The 20,766-nt window shown below is 63.5% G+C and carries 21 protein-coding genes and 2 pseudogenes; 11 read left to right on the top strand and 12 right to left on the bottom strand.

Annotated elements, in window-relative coordinates; genetic code table 11:
* Positions 1–102: 102 nt before the first annotated feature.
* The gene (locus CIT31_RS17080; RefSeq protein WP_095519591.1) at positions 103–753 is read right to left on the bottom strand and encodes an outer membrane protein; all 651 of its coding nucleotides are present in this window, start codon (positions 751–753) and stop codon (positions 103–105) included.
* Between the two features lie 406 nt (positions 754–1,159).
* On the opposite strand from CIT31_RS17080, the gene CIT31_RS17075 reads away from it, so the two are divergent.
* From CIT31_RS17075 to CIT31_RS17055, 5 genes are all read left to right on the top strand, one after another.
* Positions 1,160–1,936: an SDR family oxidoreductase gene (locus CIT31_RS17075; protein WP_095519590.1), complete on the top strand. Its 777-nt coding sequence runs from the start codon at positions 1,160–1,162 to the stop codon at positions 1,934–1,936.
* Positions 1,933–4,020 carry an excinuclease ABC subunit UvrC gene (gene uvrC, locus CIT31_RS17070; protein WP_095519589.1) on the top strand — a complete coding sequence of 696 codons (2,088 nt, stop codon included), beginning with the start codon at positions 1,933–1,935 and terminating at the stop codon, positions 4,018–4,020. The genes CIT31_RS17075 and uvrC overlap by 4 nt, the downstream gene beginning before the upstream one ends.
* Before the next feature lie 99 nt (positions 4,021–4,119).
* Positions 4,120–4,716 (top strand): CDP-diacylglycerol--glycerol-3-phosphate 3-phosphatidyltransferase, encoded by a 597-nt coding sequence (gene pgsA / locus CIT31_RS17065; protein WP_065008950.1) that lies wholly within the window; start codon positions 4,120–4,122, stop codon positions 4,714–4,716.
* A 1-nt stretch (position 4,717) separates the two neighbouring features.
* Entirely contained in the window at positions 4,718–4,975 is a 258-nt protein-coding gene (moaD, locus tag CIT31_RS17060; RefSeq protein WP_095519588.1) for a molybdopterin converting factor subunit 1, read from the top strand.
* Between the two features lies 1 nt (position 4,976).
* Positions 4,977–5,450, top strand: coding sequence for a molybdenum cofactor biosynthesis protein MoaE (locus CIT31_RS17055; protein WP_095519587.1), 474 nt, complete (start codon positions 4,977–4,979; stop codon positions 5,448–5,450).
* Positions 5,451–5,495: 45 nt separating this feature from the next.
* On the opposite strand, the pseudogene CIT31_RS17050 reads toward CIT31_RS17055, so the two are convergent.
* From CIT31_RS17050 to CIT31_RS17035, 4 genes and pseudogenes are all read right to left on the bottom strand, one after another.
* Positions 5,496–5,998 (bottom strand): annotated as a pseudogene (locus CIT31_RS17050) (DoxX family protein).
* Positions 5,995–6,795 carry an HvfC/BufC N-terminal domain-containing protein gene (locus CIT31_RS17045; protein ID WP_095519586.1) on the bottom strand — a complete coding sequence of 267 codons (801 nt, stop codon included), beginning with the start codon at positions 6,793–6,795 and terminating at the stop codon, positions 5,995–5,997. Before CIT31_RS17045 ends, CIT31_RS17050 begins: the two are co-directional and overlap by 4 nt.
* Positions 6,782–7,704 (bottom strand): annotated as a pseudogene (gene bufB, locus CIT31_RS17040) (MNIO family bufferin maturase). The gene CIT31_RS17045 and the pseudogene bufB overlap by 14 nt, the downstream one beginning before the upstream one ends.
* A gap of 32 nt (positions 7,705–7,736) precedes the next feature.
* The gene (locus CIT31_RS17035) at positions 7,737–8,060 is read right to left on the bottom strand and encodes a BufA1 family periplasmic bufferin-type metallophore (RefSeq protein WP_164759703.1); all 324 of its coding nucleotides are present in this window, start codon (positions 8,058–8,060) and stop codon (positions 7,737–7,739) included.
* Positions 8,061–8,341: 281 nt separating this feature from the next.
* On the opposite strand from CIT31_RS17035, the gene CIT31_RS17030 reads away from it, so the two are divergent.
* Positions 8,342–9,106, top strand: a complete 765-nt coding sequence (locus tag CIT31_RS17030) for a YbaY family lipoprotein (RefSeq protein ID WP_095519585.1) — start codon at positions 8,342–8,344, stop codon at positions 9,104–9,106.
* 138 nt (positions 9,107–9,244) lie between these two features.
* Here the strand turns inward: CIT31_RS17030 and ndk are convergent, their stop codons facing one another.
* The 4 genes from ndk to CIT31_RS17010 all read right to left on the bottom strand — a co-directional run bounded on the left by ndk (position 9,245) and on the right by CIT31_RS17010 (position 11,563).
* On the bottom strand, positions 9,245–9,667 hold the full coding sequence (gene ndk / locus CIT31_RS17025; RefSeq protein ID WP_095519584.1) for a nucleoside-diphosphate kinase: 423 nt from the start codon (positions 9,665–9,667) through the stop codon (positions 9,245–9,247).
* A gap of 129 nt (positions 9,668–9,796) precedes the next feature.
* Positions 9,797–10,093: a DUF1905 domain-containing protein gene (locus CIT31_RS17020; protein ID WP_095519583.1), complete on the bottom strand. Its 297-nt coding sequence runs from the start codon at positions 10,091–10,093 to the stop codon at positions 9,797–9,799.
* A 57-nt stretch (positions 10,094–10,150) separates the two neighbouring features.
* A complete protein-coding gene (gene bluB, locus CIT31_RS17015) occupies positions 10,151–10,786 on the bottom strand; it encodes a 5,6-dimethylbenzimidazole synthase (protein WP_095519582.1) in 636 nt (211 codons plus the stop codon).
* Positions 10,787–10,867: 81 nt separating this feature from the next.
* On the bottom strand, positions 10,868–11,563 hold the full coding sequence (locus tag CIT31_RS17010; protein ID WP_095519581.1) for a glutathione S-transferase family protein: 696 nt from the start codon (positions 11,561–11,563) through the stop codon (positions 10,868–10,870).
* A 91-nt stretch (positions 11,564–11,654) separates the two neighbouring features.
* On the opposite strand from CIT31_RS17010, the gene CIT31_RS17005 reads away from it, so the two are divergent.
* Together CIT31_RS17005 and CIT31_RS17000 are read left to right on the top strand one after the other, a co-directional pair.
* On the top strand, positions 11,655–12,167 hold the full coding sequence (locus CIT31_RS17005) for a DinB family protein (protein ID WP_095519580.1): 513 nt from the start codon (positions 11,655–11,657) through the stop codon (positions 12,165–12,167).
* Between the two features lie 98 nt (positions 12,168–12,265).
* The gene (locus CIT31_RS17000) at positions 12,266–13,054 is read left to right on the top strand and encodes a GGDEF domain-containing protein (RefSeq protein ID WP_095519579.1); all 789 of its coding nucleotides are present in this window, start codon (positions 12,266–12,268) and stop codon (positions 13,052–13,054) included.
* Between the two features lie 84 nt (positions 13,055–13,138).
* On the opposite strand, the gene CIT31_RS16995 is transcribed toward CIT31_RS17000, so the two are convergent.
* The 3 genes from CIT31_RS16995 to CIT31_RS34280 all read right to left on the bottom strand — a co-directional run bounded on the left by CIT31_RS16995 (position 13,139) and on the right by CIT31_RS34280 (position 15,952).
* On the bottom strand, positions 13,139–13,441 hold the full coding sequence (locus tag CIT31_RS16995) for a DUF982 domain-containing protein (RefSeq protein ID WP_029354304.1): 303 nt from the start codon (positions 13,439–13,441) through the stop codon (positions 13,139–13,141).
* A 157-nt stretch (positions 13,442–13,598) separates the two neighbouring features.
* Complete coding sequence (locus tag CIT31_RS16990; protein WP_095519578.1) at positions 13,599–15,680, bottom strand: ATP-dependent helicase; 2,082 nt, start codon at positions 15,678–15,680, stop codon at positions 13,599–13,601.
* 101 nt (positions 15,681–15,781) lie between these two features.
* Positions 15,782–15,952: a hypothetical protein gene (locus tag CIT31_RS34280; protein WP_095519906.1), complete on the bottom strand. Its 171-nt coding sequence runs from the start codon at positions 15,950–15,952 to the stop codon at positions 15,782–15,784.
* Positions 15,953–16,102: 150 nt separating this feature from the next.
* On the opposite strand from CIT31_RS34280, the gene CIT31_RS16980 reads away from it, so the two are divergent.
* From CIT31_RS16980 to CIT31_RS16970, 3 genes are all read left to right on the top strand, one after another.
* The gene (locus tag CIT31_RS16980) at positions 16,103–16,288 is read left to right on the top strand and encodes a hypothetical protein (protein WP_029354302.1); all 186 of its coding nucleotides are present in this window, start codon (positions 16,103–16,105) and stop codon (positions 16,286–16,288) included.
* A 396-nt stretch (positions 16,289–16,684) separates the two neighbouring features.
* Entirely contained in the window at positions 16,685–18,562 is a 1,878-nt protein-coding gene (locus CIT31_RS16975; RefSeq protein ID WP_095519577.1) for an ABC-F family ATP-binding cassette domain-containing protein, read from the top strand.
* 48 nt (positions 18,563–18,610) lie between these two features.
* The gene (locus tag CIT31_RS16970) at positions 18,611–20,719 is read left to right on the top strand and encodes a molybdopterin-containing oxidoreductase family protein (protein WP_095519576.1); all 2,109 of its coding nucleotides are present in this window, start codon (positions 18,611–18,613) and stop codon (positions 20,717–20,719) included.
* Positions 20,720–20,766 lie beyond the last annotated feature (47 nt).

The following is a 20,766-nucleotide window of genomic DNA, read 5'->3' as shown; positions in this document are numbered from 1 at the left end:
CACTTGGCGGCTTCAATCTGAATGCATCCCGCTCTAGGGAAGGCGATCACAAAAAAAGCCGGGCACGAGGCCCGGCTTTTTCGTGTCGTGGCTTGGACGTATTTAGAATTTCATACCGACGCCGAAAGTGACGCGGTTGTCGGTCGACTTGACCTTGCCGATACCGTCGAAGTCCTTGTCGCCGAAGTCGGTGTAGCGATACTCGACACGGCCGAACACATTGTCCGTGATCTTGATGTCGGTACCGACGCCGGCCGTCCAGCCGAGCATCGTGTTTTCGTCGCTGGAGCCAGCGGCTTCGATTTCCTGGTTCTTGAGCGCGCCACCGGCGGTGCCGTAGAGCAGGATCTCCGGGGTGACGGCGTAGCCGAGGCGGGCGCGCAGCGAGCCTTCGAAGCCGCCCTTGGCCTCGACGCCCGCATCGTCGCCCTCGATGCCGCTATAGCCGATATCGGCTTCAGCACCGTACACGAAGTTCTCCTGCTGCCACTGATAGCCGCCGAAGACGCCGCCGACGAATCCATCGGTGTCGACGTCAACGCCGATGTCGTCGGCATCGGCATGACCGCTGAAGCCGTAGCCGACGCTCACACCGGCATAGGGACCGGCCCAGGAAGCGACCGGAAGTTCGGCGATCGGGGCGGGTGCCGGCGGCTCTTCCGAGATGACGTCAGCAGCATAGGCGGTTCCGCCGAGGGCGAAGAGCCCGAGCGCCACCGCCAGCGGTCGCGCAAATTTAAGATTGGCTTGCATTGTTCTTTACTCCTTAAGCCACAGGCACAGGCTTGCTTTCACGAGCGCCCTCAACCCGCCGGGAGGAAAAAACGGATCTGGCGCTCAACGGTTCCGAATGTCGTGTCAAAATGCGGCTGAAGCGAACCTGAACTTGGGTCATTACCCGGCACGAATGAGGCCGAACTTTGACGTTGCATCTGCGCAACAGATGGTGTCAGGAGGCTTTGCCGTGCCATGCTGAACACCGCTTGGAGCAAGGAGTCCGCCGCCCTATATTGCGGTCTGGCAGCCGAGTCCCGGCCACAGTCGAAGACCGATCCGGCCGCTTTGCCACAATGCTGCCCAAGGTCCGAACGGCATTTAACGCTTGGCCGGCCATATTTCGCCGGCGGGCTGAAATCGAAGCCCATTAAGGATTGGCAGGATGAGCAAGGCCGCTGGAACGGCGCTAGTGACAGGCGGGGGCAAGCGGATCGGCAAGGCGATCGTCGAGGATCTTGCCGCTGACGGTTTTGCTGTCGCCATCCATTGCAACCGCTCGCGGGCCGAGGCGGAAGCGTTGGCCGCGCGGATCAACGGCGGCCATTTTGGCCAGGATGGCCGTGCCGCTGTGGTCGCCGCCGACCTGACCGACATGGCCGCGGTCGGCGACCTGATCGGCCGCGCCGAAGCCGCGCTCGGGCCTGTTACACTGCTGGTCAACAATGCCTCACTGTTCGTGGAGGACACGGTTCAGGACTTCGACTGGCTTGCCTGGGACCGTCACTTCGCCGTCCATGTGAAAGCGCCGGCACTTTTGGCGCAAGAATTCGCCCGCGCGCTGCCAGAAGGCCAGGAAGCGCTGATCGTCAATATGATCGACCAGCGCGTCTGGCGCCCGACGCCACGCTATTTCTCCTATGCGCTGTCGAAATCGACATTGTGGACAGAGACGCAAATGATGGCGCAGGCGCTGGCGCCTCGCATTCGCGTCAACGCCATCGGCCCCGGCCCGACGCTGAAGAGCGCGCGCCAGGAAGACAGCGATTTTGCCGCGCAGGTCGACGGCCTGATCCTGAAGCGCGGCCCGGAATTGCCTGAATTCGGCGCCACCATACGCTATCTCTGGCGCGCGCGCTCGGTCACCGGCCAGATGATCGCGCTCGACGGCGGCCAGCACCTTGCATGGCAGACGCCGGATGTGACAGGCATTATCGAATGAGTCCCATGGACCAGAAACACAAACGGGGCGGCGCCGCCGACGACCTGCCCCCCGATGTCGACCTCGAGGAAGAGGCGGCGGAGGAGATCGTCGAAACGTCAGCTCCCGGTTCCGGCGGTCCTGACGTTGCCTTCACGGTCATCGATTGGACGCCGCATGCCGGCGATGCCGACGGCATGGTCGGCGCCGAAGTCATCCAGACGCTGGTCAAACGGCTGCCCAACGCGCCCGGCGTCTACCGCATGATGAATGCCGCAGGCGACGTGCTCTATGTCGGCAAGGCGCGCAGCCTGAAGAAACGGGTGACCAATTACGCGCAAGGCCGTTTCCACACCAGCCGCATCGGCCGCATGGTGCGCGAGACCGCGACGATGGAATTCGTCGTCACCCGCACCGAGATCGAAGCGCTGCTGCTGGAAGCCAACCTCATCAAGCGCTTGCGGCCGCGATTCAATGTGCTGATGCGGGACGACAAGTCGTTCCCCTACATCCTGCTGACCGGCGATCACGTCTCGCCCGGCATCTACAAGCATCGCGGCGCGCGTTCGCGCAAGGGCGACTATTTCGGCCCCTTCGCATCGGCCGGCGCCGTCGGCCGCACCATCAACTCGCTGCAGCGCGCCTTCCTGCTCAGGAGTTGCACCAACTCCTTCTACGAGAACCGCACCCGGCCGTGCCTGCTGTTCCAGATCAAGCGCTGCGCCGGCCCGTGCACCGGCGAAATCTCGCGTGGCGACTATGCCAAGCTGGTCGCCGAGGCGAAGGAGTTCTTGTCCGGCCGCAGTCAGAAGGTGAAGACCGATATCTCCGCTGCCATGCAGCAGGCTTCGGAAAATCTCGACTTCGAGCGCGCCGCCATCTATCGCGACCGGCTGGCGGCGCTGTCGCATGTGCAGAGCCATCAGGGCATCAACCCGCAGACCGTCGACGAGGCCGATGTCTTCGCCATCCACCAGGAAGGCGGCCAGGTCTGCATCCAGGTGTTCTTCTTCCGCACCGGGCAGAACTGGGGCAACCGCGCCTATTTCCCCAAGGCCGATCCGGCGCTGGACGCGGCCGAGGTGCTGGGCTCGTTCCTGGCGCAATTCTATGACGACAAGCCGACGCCGCGTACCATTCTGTTGTCGCATGGCGTCGAGGACCAGGAGTTGCTGGCCGAGGCGCTCTCCACCCGCGCGGGCCGCAAGGTGGCTATCTCGGTGCCGCAGCGCGGCGAGAAGAAGGATTTAACCGACAACGCACTGCAGAATGCCCGTGAGGCGCTCGGCCGCCGGCTGGCCGAGACCTCGACGCAAGGGCGGCTGCTCACCGGCTTCGCCGAGACCTTCGGCCTGAAGAAAACACCGGTCCGCATCGAGGTCTACGACAACTCCCACATCATGGGCACCAACGCCGTCGGTGCCATGGTTGTCGCCGGCCCTGAAGGCTTCGTGAAGAACCAGTACCGGAAATTCAACATCCGCTCGACCGAGATCACGCCGGGAGACGATTTCGGCATGATGCGCGAGGTGATGGAGCGGCGTTTTTCCCGACTGCTGAAGGAACATGGCGAGGTGCCGCCGAGCGAACAGCCGGCGGACGACATCCTGTCCGAACAGGGCGACGATATCGAGGATGCGGGCGGTTTCCCGGCCTGGCCAGACGTCATCCTCATCGACGGCGGTCAGGGCCAGATGACAGCGGTGCGCAAGATCCTCGCCGATCTCGGCATCGAGGACCGTGTCCAGGCCATCGGCATCGCCAAGGGCCAGGACCGTGACGCCGGCCGCGAACGCTTTTTCGTCATGGGCAAGCCACCGTTTTCGCTCCCCGTGCGCGACCCCGTGCTCTATTTCGTCCAGCGGCTGCGTGACGAGGTCCACCGCTTCGCCATCGGCACGCACCGCGCCCGCCGCAAGAAGGAGATGGTCAAGAGCCCGCTCGACGAGATCAGCGGCATCGGTCCCGGCCGCAAACGCGCGCTGCTCATGCATTTCGGCACCGCCAAGGCGGTCAGCCGCGCCGCGATCGAGGATTTGGTCAAGGTCGACGGCATTTCCGAGCAGGTGGCCAAGCTGGTCTACAATCATTTTCATGAGAGCTGATGGATTCGGCTATTTTCGGTTGGTCCATCGACTATCGCCTGTTGACCCCCCACATTCGCTTCTGATTTGAGTAGGCAGGCAGAAAGAGTTCCCAAAAATATGGCCCAGCGCGCATTCAACCTGCCCAACATGCTCACCTACGTCCGCATCCTCGCGGTGCCGCTGGTTGTGCTGTGTTTTTTTCTCGAAGGGCATCTGAAGTCGAGCGACTTCGCCCGCTGGTCGGCGTTGATCATTTTTCTGCTGGCCTCGATCACCGATTATTTCGACGGCTATCTGGCGCGCGCCTGGCAGCAGACCTCGAATATCGGCAAGATGCTCGATCCGATCGCCGACAAGTTGCTGGTCGCCACTTGTCTGCTGCTGCTGGCGGCCGACACCGATCGCCATGCCGGCATCGCAGGCTGGTCGCTGTGGGCGGCGATCATCATCCTGTGCCGCGAGATCCTGGTCTCGGGCCTGCGCGAATATCTGGCGGCGCTGAAGGTCTCGGTACCGGTGACGCAGCTGGCAAAGTGGAAGACCACCATCCAGATGGTCGCCATCGCCTTCCTGCTCGCCGGACCTGCCGGCGACAAGATCTTCCCGCTGACCACCCAGACCGGGCTCGTGCTGTTGTGGATCGCCGCCTTGGTCACGCTCTACACCGGCTACGACTATTTCCGCGCCGGCCTCAAGCACATCATGGACGAGTAGGATGTCGATGAGGCTCATTTATTTTGCCTGGGTGCGCGAGCGGATCGGCAAGCCGCAAGAGGATGTCGAATTGCCCGCCGGCATCGAAACCGTGGCCGACCTGCTGCGCTGGCTGAAATCGCGTGGCGAGGAGTACGAGCACGCGCTGCAATATCCTGATGTGATCCGCGTCGCCATCAACCAGGAACATGTCGAGCACCGCGAGAAGATCGCCGGCGCGCGCGAGATCGCGCTGTTCCCGCCAATGACGGGTGGCTGAAATGCCCGGCGCGGTGGTGCCGACGGTGCGTATCCAGGCGGAGGATTTCGATGTCGCCGCAGAGATCGCCAAGATGACGCAAGGCCGCGCCGACATCGGCGCCGTGGTGACTTTCTCGGGTCTCTGCCGCGATGAAGGGGGCAGGCTCGCGGCACTCGAACTCGAACATTATCCCGGCATGGCCGAGGCCGAGATCGGCCGCATCGCCGCCGAGGCGGTTCACCGCTGGCCGCTGCAGGGCCTCACCGCCATCCATCGCCATGGCAGGGTCGCGCCCGGCGAGAACATCGTGCTGGTGGTCGCTGCATCCACGCACCGGCAGGCGGCATTCGAGGCGGCGAACTTCCTGATGGATTACCTGAAATCGCGCGCGCCGTTCTGGAAGAAGGAACACCACACCGACGGCTCGCAAGGCGGCTGGGTCGATGCCAAGGAGGCCGACGACGAGGCCGCAAGCCGCTGGAAGCGAAATTGACGTTTCGCGTCACCGCCAGAGGGGTGGAAACCCATCAGCCCTCGATCAGCCCTTGTCGGTGCCGATCCAGTGATCGAGCGCAATCCGGCCGGGTCCCCACGCCATGATGCCGAGCGCCATCGCCGCCCAGGTGATGTGCAGCGGCCAGCCGTCCGGCACGGTGAGCTGTATGATCAACGTCATCAGCAGCAGCCCGAATGCCGCCAGTCGTGTCGCCAGGCCGAGAACGAGAAGAGTGGCAGCAGGATTTCCGCCGGTCCTGAGACGAACGCCACCAGCCCAGGTGCAGGAAAATCGTAAGGGCCGCCGGGCAGATGCAGCTTGAGCTCCGAGCTGAAAAGCAGCACGGCGACATCGTTCAGCTGCAAAAAACCGTCCCATTTGTTGACGCCGGACCGCCAGAACGGGACGGCGAGTGCGCATCGCAGGACGAGCTGCGTCAGCGACGGTGTTGCACTCGTGCGAAGGGCGGCATTCACCTTCTCGACGAGGGCAGCGATCCCTCGCGGCTCGATGCTGGCGTTCTGCCCATGGTTCGTCACGCTCATCCTCCCTGGTGTGCCGCTGTGAAGGCGCCTGCTTGCAGCAGGTCGGCAATATTGGCGGAAAGGTCGAATTCGGCACGCCCCGCAAACGCTGCCGCGGCCGCCGCGCCGAGCGGCTCACCCGCCATGAGGCGATCCAGAAAAACCGCGCTGCCTGGCGGCAGATGGAGGACATAGACTTCGAGGCCGGGCCGCGTGATCAGTGCATCTTCACGGCCGCTTGCGTCGATCCGCCCGACAGGACCGTCGCTCCGGTTTGCCGCGAAGATCGTCACGACCGGATAGCGCGAGCGTATGGCGCGCGTTGCCGGGTGCGGCACGAACACGGTATCGGCCAGTCGTTCGGGCGAGATCGACGCCAGTGCTCCGGAAGCCGACGGTTCCGCGTCGGCGGCATGATAGGCGTCGAGCCAAGCCCGCTCCATGCGCGCGACATCGGCCAGCCACGGCATCGACTGCGCGTATTCGTAGCGCTCGATGAAATCGGGAAAGTCGCGGCCGTATTCGAACAGAAGCGGCGAGCTGGGTGGTGTTTCGCGAACATGAAAGCGCGCCATTGCGCGAAAGAAGTCCGGGCCGGTGATGCGCAGCGTCGCTGGAAAGCTGGCGGCCAGCGCATCAATCAGGCTGACCGTGACGTTGTTGCGGTAGACGGCATATCGCTTGATCGCAGCCTTCCCGTTCGGCCCCGAGACAGCGTCAGGCGGGGCGCGGTCAGGATCGAGCAAGCCGGCGCTGAATGCCGCGGCATAGTCAAACCGGTGGGCGAGATCGCCTGACTGGAGCTCATCCTGCGGCATGGGCTTTTCCGAATATGTAATCGCTGTCGGCGTGACGGTCGAGGATCGCTTGGGCGGCCGCCGCCTCCGCCTTGAGCACCGGCCAGTCGGGAATGTCGCTGTCCCATTCGATCAGCGTCGGAAGCGGCCCGCATCGGCCGATGACGACATCGAAGAGCTTCCAGACCGCGTCGGCGACCGGGCCGTCATGGCTGTCGATGAGCAGCACGTCGCCCTCGTCATCCTCCTGCTCCGCGTGCCCGGCCAGATGGATTTCGCCGACATGATCGAGCGGGAAATCCGCGAGGTAGGAAAGGGCTGAATAGCCGTGATTGGTCGCCGAAACGAACACGTTGTTGACGTCGAGCAGCAGGCCGCAACCGGTACGCCGCACCAGATCGCGAATGAAATCTGTCTCGCTCATCGTCGATTCCGGGAAAAGGACGTAGGTCGAGGGGTTCTCGAGCAGGATCGGGCGGCCGATCGCCCGCTGCATTTCGTCGATGTGATCCGCGACCCGCGAAACCGTTGCCGGCGTATAGGGCAGCGGAAGCAGGTCGTTGTAATAGGTGGTGTCGTGGGTCGACCAGGCGAGATGCTCGGAAACGAGCGCCGGCTCATAGCGGTCGACGAGCGCCTTGAAACGGCAAGATGCGCTTTGTCGAGCGGCCGCGGTCCGCCGATCGACATGCACACCCCGTGCAGCGAAACGGGATAGTCGCGGCGGATCTTGGTCAACGCATCGTGAGGCGGGCCGCCGGCTCCCATATAGTTTTCGGCGTGGACCTCGAAGAAACCGTCCTTGCTGCCGCCGGCAATGATCGCGTGCGAATGTTCATGCTTGAAACTGGTGCCGGCAAGGCCGGCGACCGGGTGTGCCGGAAAGCGGGAGGTTTTCGACATGCGGGATGCTGGGGCCAGTCCGTTCATCTTCGTCTCCGCTTTCCGGGCAGTTGCATTGCTTACGACGGGATGTCGCGGGTCAGTTCCGTGGGCGAGCCCTTGCGGTCGCCGGGTAGGTCCATCGTCGTGCAGGTGCCGCCGTCGACAAACTTCCAGGCGTTGCCTTGGTAATCGACAGTCGAGGTGCCTTGGCAGGTAGTGCCAGGCCCTGCCGCGCAGTCGTTCTGCCCCTTCAGGGCGACGCCAAAGCACTTCTCCTTGCCGGCATCCATCGCCGCCTTGGCCTCTGCCTCGGATAGCGGCGCGGCCGTCGCAAAAGAAGCAAGAGCCGTGGCAACGGCGCCGGCCAGAAAGGCTGCGCTCACGGTTGATCTCGTTGTCATGATTTCACCTCCGATTGGGTTGTTGCGCGCCCGTTCCTCAAGCGCGCATTGGTAAATTCGGTCCGGAGGCCGCTGTGTTACATCTTTTGGGGAACACGACTTCGTGATCGCCTGGGACCTGGCTTGAGCATAATTTTGCCGGTCATGCCAAGGCGGCCGACGAACAAAGACCACAAGCCGGATGGCACCGCCGTGCGAACAGTGCGTGTGTGGGGCGCCACGGAACCACCGCAATCCTGCGAGACGTTGCGACCAGTTTGGTGCGCTGGGGGAGCAGGATCATGCTGGGCAGGATCGCCAAGTTCTTCATCTTCGGTGTCATGCCGCTGGTCGTCGGTATACTGGTGCCTGAGTTGTCAGTCGCTGCCGAGAAGACCCTGAAGGGCGAGGTGACGTATCGCGAGCGCATCGCGCTGCCGCCCAACGCCGTGCTTTTCGTGCAGCTTGCCAATGTCTCGCAGGCCAGTGCGCCGGCCGCTGTCATCGGCGAGCGCAAGATGGCGCCGGCCGGCCAGGTGCCGATCAAGTTCGAGATCAGCTTCGATCCCCAGGTGATCCGGCCTGATATGACCTATGTGCTGCAGGCGCGCATCACCGTCGACGACAGGCTGTTGTTCATCTCCGATATGCGCCACCACGTCGATCCGCTGAGCGACGCGCCGCAGACCATCATGCTGAAGATGGTGACGTCGAGCGAGCAGCCGGCGTCGGCGCCGTTGTTCGGGCAGAGCTGGCTGATCGAGTATATCGACGGCATTGGTGTGATCGCCGAGCCGCGGGCGACGTTCAGGATCAGCGAGGCCGGCAAGGCCGGCGGCAGCGGTCCTTGCAACGTCTACTTCGCCATCGCCAAAGTCGATGGTTCGACGATCGCCATCAATGACATCGGTTCGACCTTCAAAGCCTGCGCGCCCGAGATCATGGCCGAGGAAAAGGCGCTGTTCGAGGCGCTGGCCAAGGCGACGTCGTACCATGTCGACGCCGGCAAGCTTGTTATCGCCGACAAGGACGGCCGCGTCATTCTGCGCTTCAACGCCGCGAGCTGATCGTTCAAACCGGTTTCGGTTTTGAGCATCATGCGCGGTTGGAGGGCGTCGGCGTCCGGTGCAGGATCGCCGCAACGAAAACAGGCCAGCATTGCGCCGGCCTTTTTTTGCATGTGACGTGGTGATGGACTTATCGGCTCAGCCGACGATCTCAGTGTCCGAGAACCAGTATTTGATCTCCTGCGCGGCGGTCTCCGGCGCGTCGGAGCCGTGCACGGAATTCTCGCCGATCGACAGCGCGTGCACCTTGCGGATGGTGCCTTCGGCGGCGTTGGCCGGGTTGGTGGCGCCCATCACGTCGCGGTTTTTGGCAATCGCGTTCTCGCCTTCCAGCACCTGCACGACGGTTGGGCCCGACGACATGGACTCCACCAGCTCGCCGAAAAACGGACGATCCTTGTGGACGGCATAAAAGCCTTCCGCCTCGCGGCGGCTCATCCACACCCGGCGCGAAGCGATGACGTGCAGGCCGGCTTCTTCGAGCATCCGGGTAATGGCGCCGGTGAGATTGCGTCGGGTCGCGTCCGGCTTGATCATGGAAAAGGTGCGTTCGAGCGCCATGGGATCGTCCTTGTGATGGAGAGTGGAATTCAGGGTGGCGGGCTCTATACAAGCCGCCCGCCGGCTTGCCAAGGGGAGGCTAGCCCTAGCCGCCGCATAGCGTGTCCCCGTCAGCCGGAACCCATGTTGTCATAACTGCATCTCGATCGTCAGGTTGGCCGTGTCGCCAGCCCGAAGGCCTTCGCGGACCCGGACCGCCGTCTTGATCGGCAAGAGCAGGCTGCCGGACTTCTTGTCAGGAAACAGCGATGTCCGCCATCTGGTCTGGCCGATGATGGCTTCCACGCCAAGCGAGCCCCAGGGCCGCGCCATCCCCGCCGTCGCCGTCTTGATCCGTGCCCCAAGCTCCGGCGGCAGCGTCACGAAATGCCAGCCGCCCTTGCCTGGATAGACCCAGATCTCAGCCTGCACGTCGTAGCGAACCATTTTGGCCCTTCCTCAGATCAAGGCCGTCAAGAGGAGATTGACAGCGTTGCCGTTGCACTACCGCCTTATCACGGTCGAAGCCCGCCGAATTTCCCAGCCTTCCCGTTCCAGTTCCGGCACGCTGTGGTTCTCGCTCGGGTAGCCGACGCAGAAGTAACCGATCAGCGTCCACTCCGGCGGCGCGTCCAGGATCGTTGCCATTTCGGCCGGATCGAGAATCGAGACCCAGCCCATGCCTATTCCTTCCGCGCGCGCCGCCAGCCAAAAGGTGTGGATCGCCATCACCGCCGAATATTCGATGGTCGCGGGCATGGTCAGGCGGCCGAGCCCATGTCCCTGTTCTGTCGCGCGGTCGGCGAAAACCGCGAATTGACAGGGCGCCTCCTTCAAGCCCGCGAGCTTCAGGCGTGCATAGAGCGCGGCGCGTTCGCCGTCGAACGATGCGAGCGCCTCCGCATTGCAGCGCTCGAAGCATGTCCTGACCGCGGCGCGGCATTCCGCACTCTCGACCATGACGAAACGCCAGGGCTGGCTCAGCCCGACCGAGGGCGCAATGCTGGCGAGGTCAAGCAGCCGCTCCAGAGCGCCTTCCGGAAGCGGCGTCGGCTTGAATCGCCTGACGTCCCGCCGCCACAGGAAGAGGTTACTCAACTCGGCGCGAAAATCGTCCGGGAATTCCGGGCCTGACGTCATGGGGTCGTGCTGCCTTTGTTAGGGGAGTAGGGGAGTAGGGCAGTAAGTCATGGCGGTGCGCATACCTACTGCCTTACTACCCTATGCGGCAGCCGCCGCCACCTTGCGGCCGAGGCCGCCATGCAAATCGAGGCAGCGCTCGAACCACTGCGCCACCACATCGCTGTCGTCGAGCAACCGGTAGGGTGAGGCGATGCGTGCCCATTGCAGCGCGCCGAAGACGATGTAGTCGGCAAACAGCGGTGATTGGCCGCCGATGAACGGCTGATAGGTGAGCATCGAGCGCAACGGCTCCAGCGAGGCGCGGAAGGCGCCAAGGCCGAGGTCTCGCGCCGCCATCACCTCTTCCAGTCTCTTGCCGAAGCGCTGCTCGCGGCTCTGGCGGAAATAGGCGGCGTTCGGCTCATCCTGCATGGCGTGGAGGTCCATGATCGCCGCGGTGGTGACATAGGGGTGGATGGTCAGTTGCGACCAGCGTTCGATGAAGCGCGCCATCGCCTTGCCGCCGTCGCCGGAGAACAATGTCGGCCGCTCGGGATAGGCCTCATCGAGATAAAGCGCGATGGCGAAGGAATCGGCGACCACCTTCTCGCCGTCGCGGATCACCGGAACGAGTTTCGAAGCGCCGCCTTCGACAGTGGGCACTTCGAGAAAACGCGTCGGCACGGTTGAGATGTCGACCCCCTTGTGGGCAAGCGCCATCGTCGCCTTCCAACAATGTGGGCTGAACGGACGGGTGGCGTCGCGTCCGACGAGGTCATAGAGCAGAATGGTCATTGGCGGCAGCTTCCTTGCGGTCTACTAGAGCGACGTTTCGGGCCGATGCGGTAGGCACCCGAAACGGGGTCTCGCGGGTCGGGAGAAAAAGATGAAACAGCACTTCATGATGTTTGCGGCCTACAATCAATGGGCCAATAGCCGCATCTACGATGCCGCCGCAGATCTCGACGACGAAGAATTTCACCGCAATGTCGGGGTTTTCTTCGGCTCGATGATGGGCACGCTCAACCATGTTCTAACTGCCGATCGCATCTGGATGAGGCGCTTTACCGGCGAGGGGGACGCGCCGGCCAGGCTCGACACGATCCTGCACCGCGCCCTGCCGGGCTTGCGGCTGGCGCGCGAGGCCGAAGACAAAAGGATCATCGACTGGGTCGGGGCGTTAACCGACAAGGCCTTGTCCGGCCGCTTCTCCTACATGACCGTCTCCGACATGCGCACCGTCTCGCAGCGATTGGCGCCGGCGCTTGATCATTTCGTCAACCACCAGACCCATCACCGCGGCCAGGCGCACGCGATCCTGACCGTTCTCGGCCGGCCTTCGGTGCCACTTGACCTCACGCTGTTCCAGCGCAGCGAAGAGGGCCGCGCCTTCGCCTGATTTGGTATCCGGATCGATCACGATCGAATTGAAGCAAAGTCTTAGGACTTCATTCGTGTTCCCGCTTCAAAATAGCCTGCCATAGCGGGAGCAATGGCATGCGGATCGATTTTTCGCCCACGAGTTGGGGCAGGGTGGTGGCCGTCACCGTTGTCGGCACCGCGGTCTGCATCGCCGCCGCCTTCTTCGTCGATTCCTTCAATTTCCCGTATCTGTCGCCTGAAGCGCTGTGGCGGGCGAAACTGACCGATCTGCTGCTGCCGCTGGTGCTGGCCGGTTCGTTCCTGTCTTTCCTGATGTGGAAAATGCGTCAGCTGGCAATCGCGCAAAAGGAACTGACAATTGTCGCGGCGACCGACAGCCTGACAGCGGTGTTCAACCGCGGCGCGTTTTCAATGCTTGTCGAAGCCTATCTCGATCAAGCTCGCAGCCATTCTGTCGCCAGCTCCGGCGCCTTGCTGATTGTCGACGCCGACCATTTCAAGTCCGTCAACGATCGCCTCGGCCACGACTGTGGCGATCAGGCCCTCAAGCTGATCGCCAAGACCATTCAAGACCAGCTGCGCGGCGCCGACATCGTCGGGCGAATTGGCGGTGAGGAATTCGCAGTCTTCCTTCCCGGCGCCGACCCCTCGCATTCCTGGCTGGTCGCGGAGGGGATACGGCGCCGTATTCGCGAGGCGGATTTTTCCCCGGGCGGGCAACCCTGTCCCCTCTCGGTAAGCATCGGCGGCGTCGCCTTCAGCGGACCGACCACCTATGCCGAAATGTTCGTTGTGGCGGATAAACACCTATACAGGGCTAAATCAAACGGCCGCGACCAAGTCAGCTTTGAAGCGGCGGCATTGAGCGGTTTGCCGAACGGCGACCTGATGACGGTCCATTGAGGGCCGCGCCTGATACCCATGTCGGAAACCCGTCGAAGACGAACCATCTTCGGCGGGCCATAGTCGCAAAAGAGGCCTAGCCAGTCATGCGGCGTATCCGCCCTGGCCCCGCGCGACCGGCTTGACCGAGACTGCCGGTTGGGCCGAAGGCCAGAGAATGCCTGCCGCCGCCGCGAAGGTGATCATGGCATCGCGCGCCGCTTCGGGCGAGATCTCACCGGCGCGTGCCGCCTCGCATGCCTTCACCGCCGCGCCATAGCTCAGGCGTCGCCGCGATGGCGGGAACTCGGTCAGGAACTCGTGCATGTCGAAGAGCGAAGCGATTATGCGCTTGTGGCCGGCGCCGACGGTAACGGCGACGGGGGTGAAGAGCATCGGGTCGTGCATTCTTGCCTCTCGAATTGGGCGGAGGTGACGGCGGACGCCGCTCTCCGATCTGAATCGGACGCCCAGAAACGCGGATTGCGGCATCAGGTTCCATGTCGCCGAGATTTGATTTTCGCCACCAAGCTCCGCCATATGAGCGGCGTGCCGAAGAGGCAGCCTATTTCCACATGTCACGCATGCGGGCGCCAAGGTCGACGCGCACTTGCGGCTGGCGGCGCGGATCGTCCTTGGCCAGGACGCTCGCCCATGATGTCTGTTCGAAGGCGCCGAGGATCGAGGCCGGGATGAAGCGGGTGCGCGAGGCGTAAACGTGGCGATCGCCGCGCGCCGCCTGGCCGTGGACGAAAAAGCGCTGCGGCATGACCAGGTGCAGACCGTCCTTGGCCCGCGTCATCGCCACGTAGAGCAGGCGGCGCTCCTCGTCGATATCCTCCTTCGAGCCGACGGCGAGATCGATCGGGATGCAGCCGTCGACGGTGTTGAGCACGAAGACGTTCTTCCATTCCTGGCCCTTGGCCGAATGGATGGTCGACAGGATCAGATAGTCCTCGTCGCGATGCGGCGGCCCGGCCTCGTCGCTGGTTGCATCCGGCGGATCGAGCGTCAGCTCGGTCAGGAAACGCTCGCGCGAGGCATAGCCCGAGGCGATCTGTTCGAGCTGCAGAATATCGGCCCGGCGCGTCGTTGCGTCCTCGTGGATGCGGTCGAGATGCGGCTCATACCAGAGCCTGACCTGTTCGAGATCAACAGGCCATTTTCCCGACCCGGTGCGAAGCTGCGAGAACAGCGCGACGAAACCCGGCCAGTCGTCGGCGGCGCGTTGCGGCGGCCGGTAGCGCGCCAGCCCCATCGTTTCGTCGAGCGAAGTCGCCATAGTGTCGACGATCTGCGAAGCCGCCGAAGGGCCGATGCCGGGCAAAAGCTGCAGCACGCGAAAACCGGCGACGCGGTCGCGCGGGTTTTCGGCGAAGCGCAGCACCGCCAGCACGTCCTTGACATGGGCGGCGTCGAGGAATTTCAGCCCGCCGAACTTGACGAACGGGATGTTGCGGCGCGTCAGCTCGATCTCCAGCGGCCCGCTGTGGTGCGAGGCGCGAAACAGCACGGCCTGCGCTTTCAGCACCGTGCCGGCCTCACGCTCGGTCAGGATAGCCTGGCAGACGTAACTCGCCTGCTCGGCTTCGTCGCGAACGCTGACCAGCCTCGGCTTTTCCGCCGATTTGCGCTCCGACCAGAGGTTCTTGGTAAAGCGCTCCGAGGCCTCGCCGATCACCGCATTGGCGGCGGCCAGGATGGTCTCGGTCGAGCGGTAGTTGCGCTCAAGCATGACGATCTCGGCCGGCTGCGCGAACTGTTTGGGGAAGTCGAGGATGTTGCGCACTTCCGCCGCTCGAAACGAATAGATCGACTGCGCATCGTCACCGACCACCGTCAGCCCGGAGCCGTCCGGCTTGAGCGCCGTGAGGATCGAGGCCTGCAGCCGGTTGGTGTCCTGGTATTCGTCGACCAGCACATGGTCGAAGCGCCCGCCCAGATGCGCTGATATCTCCGGCTCGCCGGCCATCTGCGCCCAGTAGAGCAGCAGGTCGTCGTAATCGAGCACGTTCTGCGCCTGCTTGGTCTCGACATATCGGGCGAACAGCGTCTTAAGCTGTTCTGCCCAACCCGCGCACCAGGGAAACACCGAACCGAGAATCTCGCCGAGCGGCGCCTGCGCGTTGACGGCACGCGAATAGATCGCCAGGCACGTGCCCTTGGTCGGAAAACGGCCTTCGGTTTTGGAGAAGCCGAGTTCGTGCCGGGCGAGGTTCATCAAGTCGGCCGAATCCTCGCGGTCATGGATGGTGAAGGCCGGATCGAGGCCGATCTCCGGCGCATAATCGCGCAGCAGCCTGGCGCCGATGCCGTGAAACGTGCCGGCCCAGCTCAGCGCATCGGTGATGATGGAAGCGTCTCGGCCGAGCACCTCGCCGGCGATGCGTTCGACCCGCTTGGCCATTTCCGATGCGGCACGACGCGAAAACGTCATCAAAAGGATGCGCCTGGGGTCGGCGCCCCTGACGATCAGATGCGCGACGCGATGCGCCAGCGTGTTGGTTTTGCCGGAGCCGGCTCCGGCGATCACCAGTAGCGGCCCGGCGACCTTGCCGTCGCCATGCTCGACGGCAAGGCACTGCTCGGCATTCAGCTTCGCGAGATAGTCAGGCCGGAAGGTCGAATCACGGGCAGCGAGGTTCATTGCCCATCAAGCATCGTTTCCGCTTTGTTCGCAACGGTTTCGACGCGAAAGTTGCGATCGATGCGTCCGTTTCTACTGGCGCACCAGCCGATGAACTGGACTTAGCGCTCGGGCTCTACGCCCATTGCCGCCGACTGCTGCCGCAACGACTTGTCGTCATCGGGAGGCGGCAGCAACAGCGGATCGAAGTCATCGGGCACCTCGTCAATGATTTCCCTGACTATACGGTAGGCCACGTAGACGGCGGCACCGGCTATGAGCAGACGGATCATGATTTTCTCCATTGGTGTGGACCAACCGAAGAGCCCGCGTTTTGTTCCTCGCTCTCTCGTTTTGTTCCCCGCTTTCCGAGCGCCCCGAGCTCTGCCTGAGCGTGCAACCAAATCGGCACCGTCTCGTTTGCCCGATGACAGGAGGTTGCAATGAACAAGCTCTCAATTTTGCTGGCCCCAACCTGGCTCGTTTTGGCGGCAGCGCTGGCTGTCGCGGCTTGCGATAACAACATCCCACCGACAAAGGCCCCCGGCGCCGATCAAAACCCGCAGGTCGACCCTGCACCCAAGTCGACGTCAGGCGATGATCAACCCGGCACGCCGCCGGCGCAGTGATGGAACGCAGAAAAAGTGGCCGGCGCCGCTTGGGAGGGAGCGATGACGCCGGCCAGGCGGGTATCAGGTCCGCCGCATACCTAGAGATAGCTGAGTCTTGCTGTTGCGTCATGGGGCGATCGCGGAAGACGACCGCGTTGGCAGTGAATCAACTGACAAATGTGACAAAACTGCCATTTTCAGATGCGAGAAGCCGATGCTCGCAAGGCGCCGCGCCGTCGCAGCAGGTTCCCGGCCCAACCCAGGGCTGGCTCTCTGATCCGGTGAGGCCGGCGATCGGATCTTTCCTCCCGCGGCATCAGGCAATCTGCCGCCGCCGGCCATTTTCATGCCTTATGCGGCCAACCGGCGCTCAAGCTCTTGCGAAGCGCTGACGTCCCGTGCAAAAGCGCGGCCATGCTGATCATTAACGACCTTTCGCTCCGCATGGCCGGACGCCTGCTTCTCGACCATGCCTCGCTGACCTTGCCGGCCGGCAGCAAGGCAGGCCTCGTCGGCCGCAACGGCACCGGCAAGACCACTTTGTTCAAGGCGATCACCGGCGACCTCGCCTCCGAGACCGGCTCGATCAGCCTGCCGAAGAACACGCGCATAGGCCAGGTGGCGCAGGAAGCGCCCGGCACCGAGGAGCCGCTGATCGAGATCGTGCTCAAGGCCGACCTTGAACGCTCCGCATTGATCGAGGAGGAAAAGTCGGCGACCGATCCGCACCGCATCGCCGACATCCACATGCGGCTGGCCGATATCGACGCCCATTCGGCCGAGTCGCGTGCCGCCACCATCCTCGCCGGCCTCGGCTTCGACGTCGACGCCCAGCGACGGCCAGCCTCGTCGTTCTCCGGCGGCTGGCGCATGCGCGTCGCACTCGCCGCAGTGCTGTTTGCCGAGCCCGATCTGCTGCTGCTCGACGAGCCGACCAACTACCTCGACCTCGAAGGCACGCTGTGGCTGGAAAACTACGTGTCGAAATATCCGCACACCGTACTTCTGATCTCGCACGACCGCGACCTGCTCAACCGCGCCGTCAACTCGATCGTCCATCTCGACCAGAAGAAGCTGACTTTCTGGCGCGGCGGCTACGACCAGTTCGAACGCCAATACACCGAGCAGCGCGAATTGCAGGAGAAGGGTAGGGTCAAGCAGGAAGCCGCGCGCAAGCACATGGAATCCTTCGTCGAGCGCTTTCGGGCCAAGGCTTCCAAGGCGAGACAGGCGCAGTCGCGCATCAAGGCGCTGGAGAAGATGAAGCCGATCGCCGCAATTGTGAACGACAACGTGCGGCCGTTCTCCTTTCCCGAGCCGGTGAAGACGGTCGCCTCGCCGATCATCGCGCTGAACAATGTCAATGTCGGCTACACCGAGGGTCAGCCGATCCTGAAGAAGATGACGCTGCGCATCGACGCCGATGACCGCATCGCGCTGCTTGGCGCCAATGGCAACGGCAAGTCGACCTTTGCCAAGCTTCTGTCGGGCCGGCTCAAGCAGGAGACCGGCACCATGACGGTGGCGCCCGCGCTGAAGGTGGCGATCTTTGCCCAGCATCAGCTCGACGATCTCCGGCCGAACGAAAACGCCTATGAGCATGTCCGCCGGCTGATGCCGGAAGCGCCGGAATCGAAAGTGCGCGGCCGTGTCGCCCAGTTCGGCCTGACCACCGAAAAGATGAACACCGCCGCCAAGGACCTGTCGGGCGGCGAGAAGGCGCGACTGCTGATGGGCCTGTCGGCTTTCGAGGGCCCAAACCTGTTCATCCTCGACGAACCGACCAACCATCTCGACATCGACAGCCGTGAATCGCTGATCCATGCGCTGAACGAGTTTCCCGGCGCCGTCATCCTGATCTCGCACGACCGCCATCTGCTCGAGGCAACGGCCGACCGCCTATGGCTGGTCAAGGATGGGACGGTCAATCCTTTTGACGGCGACCTCGATGACTACAAGACGCTGGTCACCGGTGTCTCCGGCGACCGCCGCGGCAAGCGCGAAGCCGAAAAAGCCTCGAAGGCCGACCGCCGCCGCGACGCGGCCGCACGCCGCGCCACCTTCGAGCCACTGGCCAAGGAAATCCGCGCCACCGAAGCGCTGATGGACCGCATCCGTAAGCGCATCGACTTGATCGAGGATGAACTCGCCAACCCGGCGGTCTATGAAAAGGACCCGTCGACGGCGACACGGCTGGCCAAGGAGCGCTCGCAACTGGCCCAGACGCTGGCCGCCCATGAGGAAAAATGGCTGTCAATGTCGGCGGAATACGAGGAAGGCACGGCGGAGTAGCGCCATCTGGCCCTACACGCCGCCGCCATAAACGGCTAGTTTGGCCCTATGAATCAGCACGCCAAGCTCAGGATCGGCCATTCGGCCTGTCCGCATGATTGCCCCTCGACCTGCGCGCTCGAGGTCGAGCTACTCGACAGCAAGCGCATCGGCCGCGTCCATGGCGCAAAGGCCAACACATATACGTCAGGCGTCATCTGCGCCAAGGTCGCCCGCTATGCCGATCGCGTCCATCACCCCGACCGCTTGTTGAAGCCACTGATCCGCGCCGGCGCCAAAGGCGAGGGCGTCTGGAAGGAAGCGAGCTGGGAGGCCGCACTCGACCTCGTCGCCGAAAAATTCATTGCGGCCGAGGCAAAATGCGGCTCGGAGACGGTCTGGCCCTATTACTATGCCGGCACGATGGGGCTGGTGCAGCGCGACGGCATCGAGCGGCTGCGCCACGCGAAAAAGTACTCCGGCTTCTTCGGTTCTATCTGCACCAATCTGGCTTGGGCCGGCTGGATGATGGGCGCCGGGGCGTTGCGCGGTCCCGACCCGCGCGAGATGGCCAAGTCCGACTGCGTGGTGATCTGGGGCACCAATGCCGTGGTCACCCAGGTCAACGTCATGACCCACGCGATCAAGGCGCGCAAGGAACGCGGCGCCAAAATCGTCGTCATCGACGTCTACGAGAATGCGACGATGAAGCAGGCCGATCTCGGCCTGGTGCTGAAGCCCGGCACCGACGGCGCGCTGGCCTGCGCGGTGATGCATGTGCTGTTCCGTGACGGCATGGCCGACCGCGCCTATTTGGAAAAATACACCGACGACCCGCAAGGTCTGGAAGCGCATCTTCGGACGAGGACGCCGCAATGGGCGGCTGACATTACCGGGCTTTCCCTCGACGAGATCGAGGCCTTTGCCCGTCTCGTCGGAACGACGAAGAAAACCTATTTCCGCCTCGGCTACGGCTTCTCGCGCCAGCGCAACGGCTCGGTCAACATGCATGCCGCAGCCTCGATCGCCGCGGTCACCGGCTGCTGGCAATATGAGGGCGGCGGCGCCTTCCATTCCAATTCGGGTATCTTCAAGCTGAACCAGGAACTGCTGGAAGGCGCGCGGATGCGCGACCCCGCGATCCGCCATCTCGACCATTCGCGCATCGGCCCGGTGCTGACCGGGGCGGCGGATGCGCTTTATGGCGGCCCGCCGGTGACGGCGCTGCTGATCCAGAACACCAATCCGGTCAATGTCGCGCCGGAGCAGCGGCTGGTGAAGCAGGGCTTTTTACGCGACGACCTGTTTTCCTGCGTCCACGAGCAGTTCATGACCGACACCGCAAAACTCGCCGATGTCGTGCTGCCGGCGACGATGTTCCTCGAGCATGACGATGTCTACAAGGGCGGCGGCAACCAGCACATCACGCTCGGTCCGAAGCTGATCGACCCGCCGGAAGGGCCGCGCACCAACCATTTCGTCATCGAGGAACTCGGCAAGCGGCTCGGTGTTGACGACAGGCCTGGCTTTGGCATGACCGAGCAGCAGCATATCGACATCATTTTGGGCAAGCGCGGGCTCGGCAGTTTTTCGAGCCTCAAGGAAGAAAAGTGGCTCGATTTGCAGCCGGATTTCGAGGCGGCGCATTTTATTGACGGCTTCGGCCACGCGGACGGAAAATTCCGCTTCCGCGCCGACTGGACCGGGCAGGCGGCGCCCAACCGGCCGCCGAAAAGCATGGGCCTGTTCGGGCCGGTGGCAAGCCTGCCGGAATTCCCCGACCACGTCGACCTGATCGAGGTGGCGGATGCGGCGCATCCGTTCCGGCTGACCACCTCGCCGGCGCGCAATTTCCTCAACTCGACTTTTTCGGAGACGCCGGTGTCTAAGGCCAAGGAGGGCCGGCCGGAACTGCTTTTGCATCCGGACGATGCGGCAGCCTATGGGCTGGCCAATGGCGACCGCGTCGAGATCGGCAATGCGCGGGGCGAAGTCGTGCTGCACGCAAGACTGTTCGAAGGCATCAGGCGCGGCGTCGTAATCGCCGAAGGTATCTGGCCGAACAGCGCCCACGAGCGCGGCGAGGGCATCAACGTCCTGACCGGCGCCGACGCGCCGGCGCCCTATGGCGGTGCTGCGTTCCACGACAATAAGGTCTGGCTGCGCGCGGCGAAGTGAAGCGTCGGAACGATATATCCATCCGGCCGTTTTCGCGTGGGCGGGTG

Source organism: Mesorhizobium wenxiniae, assembly GCF_002284535.1.
Taxonomy (GTDB): domain Bacteria; phylum Pseudomonadota; class Alphaproteobacteria; order Rhizobiales; family Rhizobiaceae; genus Mesorhizobium; species Mesorhizobium wenxiniae.
This window is presented reverse-complemented; position numbering and strand designations above follow the sequence as displayed.